Origin of the sequence: Corynebacterium sp. ES2794-CONJ1 (genome assembly GCF_025660615.1) — a bacterium.
Lineage (GTDB): Bacteria > Actinomycetota > Actinomycetes > Mycobacteriales > Mycobacteriaceae > Corynebacterium.
Map to the genome: position 1 here is coordinate 1 of NZ_JAOTIM010000008.1, position 14,665 is coordinate 14,665.

At 52.8% G+C, this 14,665-nt stretch carries 14 protein-coding genes and 1 tRNA gene; 8 read left to right on the forward strand and 7 right to left on the reverse strand.

What is annotated here, in order from left to right:
- Positions 1 to 261, forward strand: a 261-nt coding sequence (locus tag N7326_RS09070; RefSeq protein ID WP_263088545.1) for a hypothetical protein, incomplete at its 5' end; no start/stop codon positions are given.
- Here N7326_RS09070 and N7326_RS09075 read toward each other — a convergent pair.
- The 3 genes from N7326_RS09075 to N7326_RS09085 form a co-directional block, all read right to left on the reverse strand.
- The gene (locus N7326_RS09075; protein WP_263088548.1) at positions 208 to 930 is read right to left on the reverse strand and encodes a hypothetical protein; all 723 of its coding nucleotides are present in this window, start codon (positions 928 to 930) and stop codon (positions 208 to 210) included. The genes N7326_RS09070 and N7326_RS09075 overlap by 54 nt on opposite strands.
- A 60-nt stretch (positions 931 to 990) precedes the next feature.
- The gene (locus N7326_RS09080) at positions 991 to 1,701 is read right to left on the reverse strand and encodes a hypothetical protein (protein ID WP_259080265.1); all 711 of its coding nucleotides are present in this window, start codon (positions 1,699 to 1,701) and stop codon (positions 991 to 993) included.
- Positions 1,702 to 2,714: 1,013 nt separating this feature from the next.
- The gene (locus N7326_RS09085) at positions 2,715 to 3,590 is read right to left on the reverse strand and encodes a DUF4300 family protein (RefSeq protein WP_263088551.1); all 876 of its coding nucleotides are present in this window, start codon (positions 3,588 to 3,590) and stop codon (positions 2,715 to 2,717) included.
- A gap of 104 nt (positions 3,591 to 3,694) precedes the next feature.
- On the opposite strand from N7326_RS09085, the gene N7326_RS09090 reads away from it, so the two are divergent.
- A tRNA-Glu gene (locus tag N7326_RS09090) sits at positions 3,695 to 3,767 on the forward strand.
- Between the two features lie 36 nt (positions 3,768 to 3,803).
- Here N7326_RS09090 and N7326_RS09095 read toward each other — a convergent pair.
- Positions 3,804 to 4,601, reverse strand: coding sequence for a class I SAM-dependent methyltransferase (locus N7326_RS09095; protein WP_263088555.1), 798 nt, complete (start codon positions 4,599 to 4,601; stop codon positions 3,804 to 3,806).
- Positions 4,602 to 4,661: 60 nt separating this feature from the next.
- Here N7326_RS09095 and N7326_RS09100 point away from each other — a divergent pair, with 60 nt between their 5' ends.
- On the forward strand, positions 4,662 to 5,225 hold the full coding sequence (locus N7326_RS09100) for an HD domain-containing protein (protein WP_259080270.1): 564 nt from the start codon (positions 4,662 to 4,664) through the stop codon (positions 5,223 to 5,225).
- Here the strand turns inward: N7326_RS09100 and N7326_RS09105 are convergent.
- A complete protein-coding gene (locus N7326_RS09105) occupies positions 5,222 to 5,944 on the reverse strand; it encodes an IclR family transcriptional regulator (protein WP_259080271.1) in 723 nt (240 codons plus the stop codon). The genes N7326_RS09100 and N7326_RS09105 overlap by 4 nt on opposite strands.
- A 1,393-nt stretch (positions 5,945 to 7,337) precedes the next feature.
- Here N7326_RS09105 and N7326_RS09110 point away from each other — a divergent pair.
- Positions 7,338 to 8,453 (forward strand): glycoside hydrolase family 25 protein, encoded by a 1,116-nt coding sequence (locus N7326_RS09110; protein WP_259080272.1) that lies wholly within the window; start codon positions 7,338 to 7,340, stop codon positions 8,451 to 8,453.
- A 70-nt stretch (positions 8,454 to 8,523) separates the two neighbouring features.
- Here N7326_RS09110 and N7326_RS09115 read toward each other — a convergent pair whose 3' ends face one another.
- On the reverse strand, positions 8,524 to 9,474 hold the full coding sequence (locus tag N7326_RS09115) for an NUDIX hydrolase (RefSeq protein WP_259080273.1): 951 nt from the start codon (positions 9,472 to 9,474) through the stop codon (positions 8,524 to 8,526).
- Positions 9,475 to 9,655: 181 nt separating this feature from the next.
- Between N7326_RS09115 and N7326_RS09120 the strand changes: the two genes are divergently transcribed.
- Positions 9,656 to 10,681, forward strand: coding sequence for an NAD(P)H-dependent glycerol-3-phosphate dehydrogenase (locus N7326_RS09120; RefSeq protein ID WP_263088559.1), 1,026 nt, complete (start codon positions 9,656 to 9,658; stop codon positions 10,679 to 10,681).
- Positions 10,678 to 11,760: a D-alanine--D-alanine ligase family protein gene (locus N7326_RS09125; protein ID WP_259080277.1), complete on the forward strand. Its 1,083-nt coding sequence runs from the start codon at positions 10,678 to 10,680 to the stop codon at positions 11,758 to 11,760. Before N7326_RS09120 ends, N7326_RS09125 begins: the two co-directional genes overlap by 4 nt.
- A gap of 65 nt (positions 11,761 to 11,825) precedes the next feature.
- Here the strand turns inward: N7326_RS09125 and N7326_RS09130 are convergent, their stop codons facing one another.
- The gene (locus N7326_RS09130; RefSeq protein ID WP_263088560.1) at positions 11,826 to 12,743 is read right to left on the reverse strand and encodes a DUF3515 domain-containing protein; all 918 of its coding nucleotides are present in this window, start codon (positions 12,741 to 12,743) and stop codon (positions 11,826 to 11,828) included.
- Positions 12,744 to 12,977: 234 nt separating this feature from the next.
- Here N7326_RS09130 and N7326_RS09135 point away from each other — a divergent pair, with 234 nt between their 5' ends.
- Together N7326_RS09135 and N7326_RS09140 are read left to right on the forward strand one after the other, a co-directional pair.
- Positions 12,978 to 13,952: a thiamine-phosphate kinase gene (locus N7326_RS09135; RefSeq protein ID WP_259080279.1), complete on the forward strand. Its 975-nt coding sequence runs from the start codon at positions 12,978 to 12,980 to the stop codon at positions 13,950 to 13,952.
- A 14-nt stretch (positions 13,953 to 13,966) separates the two neighbouring features.
- A complete protein-coding gene (locus N7326_RS09140; RefSeq protein WP_263088561.1) occupies positions 13,967 to 14,653 on the forward strand; it encodes a uracil-DNA glycosylase in 687 nt (228 codons plus the stop codon).
- Positions 14,654 to 14,665: the final 12 nt, after the last annotated feature.

Consider the following 14,665-nt stretch of genomic DNA (forward strand, 5'->3'; position numbering starts at 1 on the left):
GGTGCTTGGGGTGCGGTGTTAGCTGCAGTGCGAGACACCGTTGCCGTTTCAGTTTCCTTTGGTTCGTTTGGCCCAGAAGAATCTGGTGTGCACGCGCTAGCACTAAGGAGTGCTGTGGTGCTGAGGAGGATGGGTAGTTTGTTCATCAGTGCTCGGCGTTTCTGTGATCGTGAGTGCGATTGGATTGAGCTTGCTGTGGTGGAGAGGCTATGGCCACTGTATTCCGCTGAGGTTGATCAGCTCGATGAGTTTGTCGTGTGAGTGTTGGCAGGTGCTAGCGGCATCGTTGAAGCGCGCATCAGGGATAAGTTCGTCGCTAAACGCTTCGGTGGAAAAATTTATAGTGCCGTTAGTCGTACTCGTTGCGGCAGTGCAACCGAGGAAGAAGCCTGCTTTAGCATTGGTTAAGCTGGAGTAGAAGTAGATGCGGGGGTGACGCCCCTCGAAATCGAAGTCTAAAAGAGTTCCCAAGCTACGCTGCGCTTCGTATGGTACGCGGCCCGTTAACACTTGGTATTCGACGCTTCGGTCTTCAGGGATGGGATCGAAGGAACAGTACGATTTCTTGAGATCGATGTTTCTGTATGTTTTTAAGCTGTTGTGGGCGCGTAGTCCGATGCCAGCGAGTTCTTCGGTGGTGAAGCGGTCGCAGAAATCATGGACAACAAGCTCACGATCTGATGAGTCGTATGCTTCTTGGTAGCCTTCGAATTTGGGGTCGTCGGGGTCCACATCGACCGGCTGCACGGTGGGGGCAGTAGTCTCGGGGGTTTGGGGTGCTTGGGGTGCTTGGGGTGCAGTGTTAGCTGCAGTGCGAGACACCGTTGCCGTTTCAGTTTCCTTTGGTTCGTTTGGCCCAGAAGAATCTGGTGTGCACGCGCTAGCACTAAGGAGTGCTGTGGTGCTGAGGAGGATGGGTAGTTTGTTCATCAGGGTCGGCGTTTCTGTGATCGTGAGTGCGATTGGGTATGACTGGGCGTGGTGGAGAGGCTATGGCCATGGGACTCCGCTGAGGTTGATCAGCTCGATGAGTTTGTCGTGTGAGTGTTGGCAGGTGCTAGCGGCATCGTTGAAGCGCGCGTCAGGTATAAATTCGTCATTGAATGCTTCGGTGGTGAGGTTTATGGTGCCGTTAGTGGTGCTCGTTGCAGCGATACACTGGAAGAAGACGCTAGACTCACCGTTGGGAAAGTCGGAGTAGAAGTAGATGCGGGGGTGACGCCCCTCGAAATCGAAGTGCAGAACTCTGCCGGCTAGGCGGCGTATTTCGTATGGTACGCGGCCCGTTAACACTTGGTATTCGACGCTTCGGTCTTCAGGGATGGGATCGAAGTAACAGACCGAACTTTTAAGATCTACGTTTCTTTCGGTTTCTGAGCTGTCGTGGGCGCGCAGCCCGATGCCAGCGAGTTCTTCGGAGTTAAAGTGATCGCAGAAATCATGGACAATAAGCTCACGATCTGATGAGTCATATAACTCTCGGTAGCCTTCGAATTTGGGGTCGTCGGGGTCCACATCGACTGGCTGCAAGTCGGGTTTTGTAGTGGGAGCAGTGGTGATAGTGGGGAATAAAGTAGCCGTGGATAGCCCGGTCGAGACAGGCGAGGTTGAAGAGCCGACGTCGATCTGCTGGGTTTGGCCTGTGCACGCAGCTAGGTGGACACAACAGATGCTTAGTATTCCGATAGGGAACAATCTCATATTTTGCGTCCTTTGGTCGATGAATCTTTCGAGAGTTACCGTATGTAGACCGTTAGACTGCGAATAGGCGCTAAAGGTTCCTTGAACTTTGAGGTGGTGCCAGCCGTGCAAGGGAGAGAAGTTTTTTTTAAAAGCTCTTGATGCACGGCTTCTCGCACCATTTCTTCCTATACTCATCCCAGTAGTGCCGACAGGTAAAGCTGAAGTAGTGGAAAATGTTTAAGAGTTTGAACCATGGGTGTAGTTGGGATAGGTACAGCGTAAAGGCTAAATACGAAACAGATTTCAATTAGACCCAGATAGACCGCCGGAACAAACGTTCAGTGAGCCACTTCAGAACAGCGCAGCAAGGTTAATTTATTTTATGTCGAATCTGTTAGCCACCAAGCCTAAAATTTAGGAATACTAGGTGAGGAAAGCTCGAGAGCCAGGATGCCGCCTCGAGCTAGTGGGAGCACCGCTTTATACGAATAGTCGAGAAAATGATCGGGCAGCTCCGCGAAGTTTAATACAGCTCACTAACTGAGGACCTTTTCAGCAACCTTGGCTTCGCGAATACTTGAGAATAACGGTGTACCAGGAGTTTTCCACAGAACTCTGATAGTCATCGCGTCGTCGGCTGATTTTCGCCTTAAGATAGGTCGGTAGGGAAGCGGAGCCAGTTGGTTACCGATCACTTCACCTGTGTTGTTTTAGTTATTATCTTGATGCAGTTGGACGCGTACCTTATCAGCGAGGTTTAGCTCGACTATGTCGTGAGAGCTTTAAGGTACAACTCCTCGATTCTAATTTTAGGCATAAACGAAAATTTGCCTTCCGAGGTGTTCCGGAGCCCCGTAGGCACGATTGAAATATGAGGCAGCATCCTCGTCTAAAGGCTCTAAGCAGGCTCTAAGCCGCATTGTCTTTTCGCAGTTCACGTTATTGGCTCTCATATCGAGTCCATACCCCAACCGCGGGTGAAGGAGGGGCCTATGGTGAGCGGCAAGACAAAGCTATCTAGGATCCGAAAGCTAAAGGGATAGCTTTACCTCGGCGTTATCGAGTATTACTGGGGCTCCATAATCTTGCCCATCACTGGTGTTATAAACCCGGAATAGGTGTGCATAGAGGTCTTTCAAGCTCCTGACTTTCAATAGCTGATAGGGACTTTCGAAGGCTACTTTCTCAACAAAGAGGTAGCCATTATCAACGGCTACAGCTACTCCCACATGGCCGATGAAAAGCGCCGCAGGTTCGGTGAGAACATCGTGTAGAAAAACGCTGACTATATGAACGTGGGGGTTGGTGAAACTGATCTGGTGCTGGTCAAAGTAGCTACCAATATCCGCGACGTGCTGGTGAGAGTCTTTTGCCGACGTAGTGGGAATTCGCCCAAAGAGAGTGTTATAGACTGCCATTTCATCAGACGTGAATAAGGGTGGCTGGAAAGCATCAATCGATTCCTTATCAAAAAAGAGAAGGCTGGAATCAACCTCAGATGAGCTACGGGCATTAATGAGATCTTTGCTTAAAAGGAAAGTATTAATGCGGCAGTTGGTGAGGGTTGTATTCGTACTAGAGATTGCCGGAAGGTGGTAGGCGTCAGTCAACGGAACAAATCCGTGGTCAACTAAGGAATTGTGCGGAACGTCCACATTGACGCGTTGAACTTCTGACATAAAATCCTGGACGCGCTCTTTTTCAATCCCTGCTGCTAACAGTGCGGTAGATAATTGATCCTGACTAGCTTGATCCACAAGATTAGATACCTCGATGGGGGCACTTATCTTTGCTTGGGAAGCACGAACAGGAGGTTGTGAGTGCTCAGGGGCACAGCTCATGAGCATTGCACCGCTCACTCCAAGGATGAGTGTGCACGTATAGGTACTAAGCGAAGCCTTTTTCATATATCGGATTGTAGTACTCACTTTGATTATGTCTATGACATGGGAATTTGCTGGCTGGGGTGCTTTGGTATAGTGTAATCCCTCGTACCAGCAAGGTCATTCTTGCCCCGTTCGTCTAGGGGCCTAGGACGCCGGCCTCTCACGCCGGTAACACGGGTTCAAATCCCGTACGGGGTACTTTTAAAGCGAGGTAGTCTAGCTACCTCGCTTTTGCTATTCTTCCCTCTTTTGAGCCACGATCCCGATGGCTGCGAGATTGTCTTCATAATCTTTGAAGGTGCTGCGCATGTGCAGGATGCGGGCTCTAAGATCTCTATCCTTAACTATATTCCCCACAATTTTTAAGGTACCGAGTAGCCCTTCGTCGGCAAGTAAGCGAGAGGGAGATAAAAGGGCCATGGGTGCGTGCCCGCACCATATCACTTTAAAGCCCTGCGCTTCGAGGATTTTGGTCCACTCTGGCTGCGTCAGAGGTCGTGCATTGACTCTAATAGCTTGAGAAAGATCACGCTGCAGACTTTGGGCGCGATCAGGGCCGATATCGTCTGGGGTGAGCGATAACTCGTGGATGAGGTAGTGCCCGCCAGGGCGCAGGAGGCGGTGGGCCTCATGGATGATTTCTTGTTTCGCATTGTTCCCTTGCATGGTCAACATGGCTTCACCGATGACAATATCGGCACTCAGATCGGCCAAGCCGGAGGTATCTGCGGAGGCATTGAGAACTTTTTGGGTGTCACTGCCTATGTGCTGGCGAAGTTGGGCGGCTGCGAAGGAATCTTGCTCGACCCCGGTATAAGAGGCTACGGCATAGGCTAAAATAAGCCGAGCAGTGTGCCCCAATCCAGGTGCAAACTCCACGACGTCGCGTCCGTCGAAATCTACTTGTTTCAAGATTCGAGTTGTGAGTTCACGACCCCCTGGGCGCAGAACTTTCTTACCAGCGCGAGCAAGAATCCAGTGACCTGCGGCGGTGGCAGTTGGGCGACGTGAGGGGGAGTTATCAGAGCTCATAGTATGTGAGCTTAGCATGTCCTAACTAACACCACGATGAAAGCCTGAAATTGGAGTCGAATGAAACTTCATCATACAGAGCGTGAGAAGCTTAACCGCGCCATTAGTTTGGCCTGCTACGCCCACGATGGGCAAGTGCGAAAAGGGTCTTCGTTACCGTATATATCGCACCCCGTAGCTGTTATGGCTAGTCTTGCGGGATCACACACCGATATTCTTTGTGCGGCCGTACTCCACGATGCGATCGAGGATGCGCCTGACCGCATAAGTCTTGAGGAAATTAGAGAGCAGCTGGGAGCAACCGTTGCTACCTGGGTTCATGCTCTCACCAAGTCTCGAGCGATTGATGATTGGTATGAGTGCGGTGAAAGCTATCTTTCTCAAATTTCACTAGCTGGTGAAGAAGTCATTGTGATTGCGGTTGCAGATAAATTGCACAATGTGCAATGTACTTTAGATGATTATGCGCTGGTCGGCGACGAGATATGGAAGCGTTTTCGAACTGGCAAAGAGGGGCAAATCTGGTGGCACCGGAAAGTACTGGAACTAGCCTCGTCTCGGTGTGCTGGTCATCCTCTGGTTGAGGAGTATCAAGTACTGGTCGGGCTTTTAGAAACTCTCTAGAGGGCTAGCCCTATCTGTGTGGCGACGATCTTAAGGTCTTGAGCCCATATGGCGGGTGAAGGTTGAAATCTATCTGTAGGTCCGGAGATTGACAGGGCTGCGACAAATATTCCTTCGCGGTTGAATATAGGAGCAGTAATGGAAGCGAGTCCAACTTCGCGCTCGGATATCGATTGCGCCCAACCACGCTCTCGCGCAGCATTGATATCCTCCAAGGTGAAGGTTGAGGGCTGTTCCATAATGCTGTCGCGAAGGGCGGGTGCAGAGTGGGCTAAGAAAATTTTAGCGGCGGAACCAGCGTTCAGCGGGAGCCTAGCCCCCACAGGAACTGAATTATGGAGGCCAACATGGGGTTCCTCGGAGGCAATGCACACTCTCGACGCCCCTGCTAGCTGATAGAGCTGGATCGATTCGCCGGTTTTCTCCATGAGCTTGTGCATGAGAGGGGCGGCAATATCGGTGAGATTTGTGGCATTATTAGTGCCGAAAGTGGAAAGGATGTCACCTATGGTCCAGCGGCCGTCGACGGTGCGGCTAAGAAGGTGGTGCACTTCTAGAGCCGTGGCGAGGCGATGAGTGGTCGCGCGGGGGAGTCCAGTCGCTTCGCAGAGCTGATGGAGGGTACAGGGATGCTCGGCCACGGTGAGCATGATGAGTACCGCTCGGTCGAGGACTTTGATGCCGCTTGTCGTGGCCGCAGCGACGGTGAAATTTCCCATAGGGTGATACTATCATCCCAAAAAATGGGATTATAAACTCCCTGACGATAAAAATGTGGGAGATATTGAGCTCGCACGGGCGCCTATCTTAGGAAGTCACTGGAGCGACAGGGGGTGACTAACGCACCTGGGCTATTGCTGCTGTTAAGCCAGCCTCGACTACTTATCATATGGCTGGCCCGCGGGCAATGGGTGTATGGAGACGATATATTCCTAAATATAAAAGTAGCCCGTGGGCTCAGATTGACCTAGGTGCGGGCTGAGTAAACTGCTTCACCAGCTGAATATCACTGGAGAGCCCCAGGGTATTCACGAAGGGATTATCGCAGCGAGAGCAGTGTCGGGAAGGCGCTCTCTCCCTACCTAATCACAGCTAGGTTCGCGGCCATTGCTCCGCCATATTTGCTTCTTTGCATTGGTGGGGATGTTGGGAATCTAAAGAGGTATCAAGACTCTAATTGAAAATATATAGGCCGCATATTGGTGCACAGAATTACTTCAAAACAGCAGGCACACTCTCGTGGGACCGTAATCGAAAGGTCGGTTTGGTGAGGGGGTGAGCCGTGGTCCTTGTTCATAATTGATAAAATCAAGTCTCCCATCTTGATTCTTGGTTCGAAGACACAAAGATTCGCAGCATCAGGATAAAAGTTTTGCCAAATGTCCCCCATTGCTTGGGTGGGGATGTTGCCGATTTCACAGGTTAATATATGAGACATATTTGATCCCCTCACGAAGTGGAAGAAGACCCTCCGGGAATAGCGTGGTTTATATTTATTGGGATGTGTGCAGGGAGAAATCCATCTCCTGAAATGTATTCCTAGCCCTCACCATGGGTGATCAACGACCATTCAACACGGTGAATCTGTCCGAACGTGTCTCGGCGGATACTGTATATATAGGGGCACGCTCGGTGTCGGGAGTTCGAGCGGTGTGATTCTTGGCCGGGCTATTATATGCAGGCCAAAAATAAGCCGAGCACTTTATGCGCGGAGACTGTGGTTCGAGCATCGAAGGGAGGCAGTCTCCAAAGGTAGTCACTCGATAGCGAGCCATACTGAAACCGTCAAAGAATGGGGACAATAAGGGGGTATTCTTGGTGGTTAGCGTGCGCAATATGAGGTGACCGAAGACCCGCTCATGGATTTGAGTGAAAAGGGGCTGGCGTGGTGGGAGTCTACTGGTACTCTGCTGCAATCTGCGGAGTGGAAGACACCGGGTTTCAAACTGGCTGCGCTTAGGCGCGCACGAGGCCTCCGAATCGATGGATATCTAGCCTGTGGGCTTGATTGACGAGCTAGGTCGGGAGGGGACTCTAAGAAAATTTGAGAAATGTAGAATGTGACAGGTGTGTTTGGTGTGACTAATGACTACTTGTGTTATTGTGTGTCGCATGACTTCTTTGCAGCGGATTTTTCGCGCAGTAACCGCACTGGCCACCACAGCTGTGCTGGCTCTAAGCGCACAACCTGCCCTAGCCCAACCCTTCGATAGCGTCAGCTCCCTATCCGGGGTCGATGTTGCAAGCCACCAACACCCAGGGGGCGCGCCCATCGCGTGGGATCACGTAAAATCTGATGGTCACTCCTTTGCTTTCGTCAAAGCGAGTGAAGGTGCAGGTTGGACGAATGATTTCTTTGTTGATGATGCCAATGCCGCTCACGCAGCCGGCCTATCTGTGGGCTCGTACCACTACGCTCGCCCCAGCGGTGATCCTATAGCCCAGGCTCGCCACTACGCTGATCAGATCACCCGAATCGCAGCGCATCCGTTGCCCCCGGTCCTCGACCTCGAGGTCGCAGAGGGTAAAAACCCACAAGAGCTTGCCGCCTGGACTCGCGACTTCCTCAACGAGTTCAAGGCACAATCCGGGCGTCAGCCCATGATTTACACCTACCGCTATTTCTGGATGCATGAAATGGCTAATACCTCCGAATTCTCGGAGTATCCGCTGTGGCTGGCCGCCTACCAAAGTAAAGCCCCGGATCCTGTAGGCGGCTGGGACGTCCTCGACTTTTGGCAACGAACGGGCAAGGGTCGTGTCAGCGGAATCGGAACAGATGTTGATTTGAACCTCTATAATGGTCATCAAGGGCAGTTTGAAGCATTCATTAGCGGTAACTACCAAGCATCCGGTGGCGTATTTGGTGATCTCGGTGAGATCCCAGCTCTCGAATCTCTTCCTGATCTTGGAGCTGATGCATCGCAGTTGGCTAACTCGATCATCAATCTTTTGACTGGTGAGTCCGCTCCGGCTGAGGTCCGACACCAGGTAGCTGAGCTAGGCCTGAGCGCTGAAGCCATCGAAGGCGTTATAGGCTTAGTGCTCCAGCTCATCGCAGAGGGCGAGCTCCCAGTGGAACAAATTCGAGGTATCGCGGAAGGTGACTATAGCGTTGGTGATCTGGTGATCTTGCTGGACAACGCTCAGCACCTTGTCAGTGTCGACCCTGAGCGGGGCAACCTCTTAGGATCATCGGATCTCGAAGCTATCCTCGCTAACCTGTAGGTTCCTGTACCTAATTTCGTTGAAAAGTAGTCCAGAAGGCTCTCCCCGGGATGGGGAGAGCCTCTTTCTGTTAGGTGATAGCTAGCGGAGATACGAAATAATCTGCACTAGTTACCAGACCCTTGTGGAAGGAGAACACCCACATTCCAGCCTTTTTTACACGCGCTCGTGGGGGGTGGAAGTGTGGGGAATACTCTAGTTTCTTCATGGTGCCGATGAGCGCCTTTTTATCGAGACAGGATGCAATAGTCTTGTCGCGTTCGGGTAGCTCATGTGGGGATCCGGCGGTCAGTGGCAGGCTTAAAGCCTTGCTTGCAGGCTCGAGCGTCGCTTGACACCGTTTATTTTCAACACTGATCAGACGGTCAGGGTGATAAGCCGCAATCAGGGGGGCTAGCATGGTAGCTTGTTTGAAGCCTGCGGGGCTGAGGGGTCGCGAGATGCTTCCGCCGTACCACGAAGAGGATGAGACGGTGTCGGCGTGCCTGATCAGAATGAGGCGCGAATCCGTTGGTTGTGATAGGTAGGTCAAGGCGGCATCGAGCACCTGATGATCTGCGGAATAACTAAGCAGTTTGCGAGCCGCAGAGTCGGAGACCCAGCGCAGTTCATCGACCTCGTTATTGGCGACGAATGTGCCACCGATTACCTCGGCTAGCCAATAGTAGACAACCTTCGTGCGTTTTTTTAGAGGATAACTAATTCGCCCCAAAAGTTCTCCGAGCTTGATCTCGTAGCCTGTTTCTTCCGCGATTTCACGCACTGCGGTCATCGCGAGGGACTCGCCGGGATCCACTTTTCCTTTAGCGAGAGACCAGTCGTTAAGGTGAGGGCGGTGAATACACGCAAATTCCACACGGCCCTTGCGATCGTGGCGCCATAAAACGGCGCCAGCAGCGAGAACAGGGGAATCGAATTCAGCAGCAGGAGTAGCTGGAATCTTTTGGAACCGTCGCTCCAGGCGGTGCGGATTCGGGTTATGGGCAGGGTTATGTCGCTGTTGCGACGGAAGTTTTGACATAGTTCGTAGACAATCGGTAGATCGGGATTTTTTCACGAAGGCTCGCCTTTAAGCCAAACGCCCAATTCAGCTTAGCTACTTCTACAACAAAGACAGGCATTGACTCAGGCTTTTATCTACTAGACTGACAATGTTGGGGCGCATGGCGCACCGAAGTGGTAGCAGCTGTGGAAAGGACGACATGCTCAAGATAGCCGTAATGGGTGCCGGAAGTTGGGGTACAACCATGGCCAAAATCGCAGCCGACGCTGGAAATGAGGTGGTGCTGTGGGCACGTCGAGAAGAGGTGGCAGAGTATATCAATACTCATCACCACAACCCTGACTATCTCAGCGATATCTACCTGCGCACTATTGTGGCTACTTCAGATGCTCGTGCAGCGATATCCGAGGCTGATATCGTAGTCTTCGCGATTCCTAGTCAAACGCTGAGAGGCCATGTATTGACGTGGGCCGAGTTTATACCTTCGCATGCGCTGGTGGTTTCTCTGGCCAAGGGCGTGGAAAAGCAGACATTTATGCGCATGTCTGAAGTCATAGCTCAGGTTAGCGGTATTGATTCGCGCCGCATAGCGGTTCTCACCGGCCCTAATCTAGCTCGAGAAATAGCCCTTGAACAGCCCGCTGCTACCGTTATTGCGTGCCCAGATGAGCACCACGCCCAAGTGATCCAAGAGGCTCTAGCTGCGCCTTATTTTCGCCCCTATACCAATACTGACGTCGTTGGATGCGAAATTTCAGGGGCATGTAAGAATGTCATTGCTCTAGCTTGCGGTATGGCGGCGGGGCGGGACCTAGGAGAAAATACACTCGCTACCTTGATTACTCGGGGCCTGGCGGAAATCTCCAGGCTGGGCATCGCCCTCGGAGCTAATCCGCTCACCTTCGCTGGGCTTGCCGGCATGGGGGACCTAGTGGCCACCTGTTCCTCGCCCTTGTCGCGCAATCGCACCTTCGGTGATCGCTTAGGGCGCGGCGCCAGTTTGGAGCAAGCTCGTGCAGCCACGCACGGTCAAGTAGCTGAAGGGGTCACGTCCTCAGCCTCGGTCTATGAATTAGCTCAATCAATGGGGGTTGAGATGCCGATTAGTCAAGCGGTATACGCCGTGTGCCACAAGGGGATGACAGTGGAAGAGATGGTGGGGCAACTCATGGGTCGCTCAAAGAAAAGTGAGCACGAGAATTCGGGGTATAGTAATCAGCTGTGATTGCAACCGATTCCCGAATTAAGATCGCCGTGATTTACGGTGGGCGTAGCTCCGAGCATTCCATCTCCTGTGTTTCCGCTGGAGCGATTATGCAGCATCTCGATCCCAGTCGCTTCGAGATTATTCCCCTGGGGATTACTCAAGACGGCACATGGACCGTGGGGGAGAGTGATCCTCGTAACTTGCTCATTCAAGGTAGAACGCTTCCTAAAGTGAAGCTCAAGGAGGAGATCAGGCTTGCTCATACTCCCGCTAACAAAGGCGAGATTCGCTACCTAGATGGCCGCCTGTATGCGCGTGTAGATGTCATTTTTCCAGTTCTGCACGGTCCCTACGGAGAGGACGGCACAATTCAGGGTTTCTTTGACTTATCGGGAATTCCCTATGTCGGCTGCGGGGTCTTGGCTTCGGCGTGCAGCATGGATAAGGAATACACCAAGCGCATCCTCGGCGCGGCAGGGCTGCCGGTAGGCCGTGAGAAGGTTCTCGGCCCGGGAGAGATCTTGAGCGCCACAGACAGGGACAGTCTTGGCCTGCCTGCTTTCGTTAAACCCGCACGCGGAGGTTCATCGATCGGTATCTCTCGGATTGAGTCATGGGAAGAACTCGATCAAGCCCTCATCGAGGCTCGCCAATACGATGCGAAGGTCGTCATTGAATCGGAGATCATCGGCAGTGAAATCGAATGCGGAGTCCTCGAAAACGCGGAGGGCACCCTGCGCGCCTCTGTGCCTGCTCAGCTTGTGGACACCGATGCCAGCGAGGGCGGATTTTATGATTTTGACACCAAATATCTCGACAGTGTTGTCAGCGCAGTCATTCCCGCCGCGATCCCACACAACCACACCGCGGAGATCCAACGCCTGGCAATCGAGGCATTTAAAGCGCTTGACTGCACTGGACTTGCTCGAGTCGACTTCTTCCTAACCGATCATGGTCCAGTTATTAATGAAATCAACACCATGCCAGGTTTCACCCCTATTTCCATGTATCCCCAAGTGCTTGCGGCATCGGGTGTCGACTATCCAGAACTCCTCGAAATTCTCATTGACCACGCTCTGAACTGTAATAGACGCTGAACCCCTCACGCCCTCTAAAACCCCACGAATCCACCTCCAAAAACTAGACCAAGAGGTGGCTTCTCCTAGAGGTGATGCGATATAGCTTGCGATATCGCAACTAGCGCCGCATTCCCGCGCGCTTGAGGGATATGGGCGGCAACTACCTGGCTCTTATTGATCGCATACCAGGTGCTCGCAGTGGTACCGTTGCCCACAATGACGTCTTCAAACCACACGATATCGTTAACCTGCTGCAAGACAGCGCCCGCCGTATAATTCTGGGGATATTCCACCCCACATCGCACCACGATTGCCTCTTCACCGGGTGCGGACCACGCCACCATTTCTGTCCCCAGATCGGTGGTACTGCGCCTATAACCGCTATCTAAATCATTCGGCAAAGCGGCGAGCACCTCCTGGCATGCCGCTTTTTGTTGCGGCCCTACAGCACTAGAGAGTCCACTCAGGGGGATAGGATTGGGTGGAAATTCTTGGTGGGGAATTATCGCAACAGCGGCTGCAATATCCTCCAGGGGATGAGGGTGATCACCGAGGGATAGATCGTCGGCAGTGATAGCGATTATTTTTGCACGATTGACGCTGTACCACGTTTTAAGGGTTGACGCTGGCGTGGCATCTGATACTTCAAGCCATCGAGTACCGCCGACCTCAACTATATTGCTCAGTGACGTGTATTGACGTGGTAAATTCACCCCACACCGGGCTGTGATCCGCTCGAGGGAAGACGAGCTCCAGGCTGCTGCCCCAGGTGGGATCGGGGCCACTATATCAGCGCGAGGATGTCCTAATACCGAGGTTGGTAGCGCTGCAAGAAATTCTTCACACTCGATCGAGCTAGATTCTGGAGTGTCCAAGGTGGACATGGCCACCGGCTGATGAGCACTGTGGTTATAGACCATCTTGGCTCCCACTAGAACAGCTACCATAAACGACATAGCCAAGATCAAGGCGATGACAATGGGTAGGGGTCGCACTGGCATGGGGGATGATTGCATAGTGAAAAATCATAGTCGGCTCGTACCGGAAAACCTCAAGGTACTTCTCGACATAGCGGGATATAGGCCACACTTCTGCATCAGATGGTGGCGCTTGTCATTGTTATCATCAATAATATTAAAAGATTATTTTAGGTAGATGAACAACAGTACCTTCGGGGTTAACCTCTATAGAGCACCCGATAACAGACCACTAGCCTTTTCAACCAAGAGAGAACGATGGAAGACGGAAAAGACCCTAAAAACCCCACCCTCTCGGAAGTCGGCGAGAAAGCCGTCATCGACACCATTCTGCGCACTGCTCCCAGCACCCGTAATGGAGACGACGCCGCAGTACTTGATTACGGCGCCCCCAACTCGAGGATGGTGGTCACCACCGATATGTTGGTTGAGGAACGGCACTTCACCAAAGAATGGTCCAATCCAGCTGAAATCGGACGCAAGGCTATAACCCAGAATTTTGCCGACGTCGAGGCCATGGGTGCTCGCCCCGTAGCAGCTCTTCTGTCGCTGTCAGCACCCGGGTTTACCCGACTGCAATTCGTTTCCGAATTAGCCCGCGGCATCAACGAACGTATCAGTGATTACGGCGCTGAACTCATCGGCGGAGATATGACCGACGGTGAGTATATCGTGATCTCAGTAACCGCTATCGGTCAACTCGGAGGACCACTCGAACCGCTCCATCTCCGCAACGCCCGCCCTGGACAAATCGTGGTCGCTTCTGGAGGAATCGGTGAATCCGCCACCGGTCATGCCCTGCTTGCTCGTCTCGGACGCGAAGCAGCTCTGCCAGAATTCGAATCCCTGCTCCGTGCCCATTGCTCCACCATCATGCCCCCAGGACGCGGCTACGTTGCTCGCTCGGCGGGGGTGAGCGCCATGACAGATAACTCCGACGGACTCGTGCGCGATATCCACGCCATCGCGGCGAAATCGAAGGTTGCAATCAATCTGGACTCCCAGGCTATTGGCCCCACTGAAGATATTATGCGCGCCTGCGAGATTCTCGAGGAAGACCCGTGGAAATTTGTCCTCAGCGGCGGCGAAGACCACACCCTCATTGGCACCACCTTCGGTCCCGCTCCTACTGGCTTCCGCGCCATTGGTACCGTGCTGAGCCATCACCCCCAGGGCCTCGTCACGGTTGATTCAGCACCTCCGCGCTACCAGGAAGGTTGGGGAAGCTTTTAACACAAGGGGGAAACGTGACCTATTTTGAAGAAATAAACATCCACCCCAGCTGGCGTGAGCCGCTACGCGAAATAGCTCCGCTCATCAATGCCATGGGGGAGTTCCTGCAGCGCGAAGAGGAAGCAGGAATTCCCATCGCGCCGCCAGCGCATCTACGCTGGCGGGCACTACAAACTCCACTCGCTAGCACCAATGTCCTCATTATTGGACAAGACCCCTATCCCACTCCAGGGCACGCACAAGGGCTGGCTTTCAGCATAGCCCCAGGGATCTGGCCACCAGCTCGAAGTCTCAGCAATATCTTTCGCGAACTCAGCGACGATCTCTCCATCCCCCAACCAACAACCGGAGACCTCAGTGCCTGGCAGCAGCAGGGCGTTATGCTGCTGAACACGGTGTTGACAGTGCGGGCCGAGGCCAACGGAGCCGGATCCCATCGCAATAAAGGCTGGGAACACATCACTGCGCATATCGTGGATACTCTCATCAACCGCCAGCAGCCACTTGTGGCCATCCTCTGGGGCCGCGAAGCCCAGAAACTTAGCCCCCACTTTGCTGGGCATCCGGATAGTATGGTTATCTCTTCACCACATCCCTCACCGCTATCGGCGCGCCGGGGATTTTTTGGCTCTCGGCCGTTTTCTCGGGCAAATGAATATTTGCGCGACCACAAACTGCCCTCCGTTGAGTGGCAGTTGTAGAATGAAAACTCT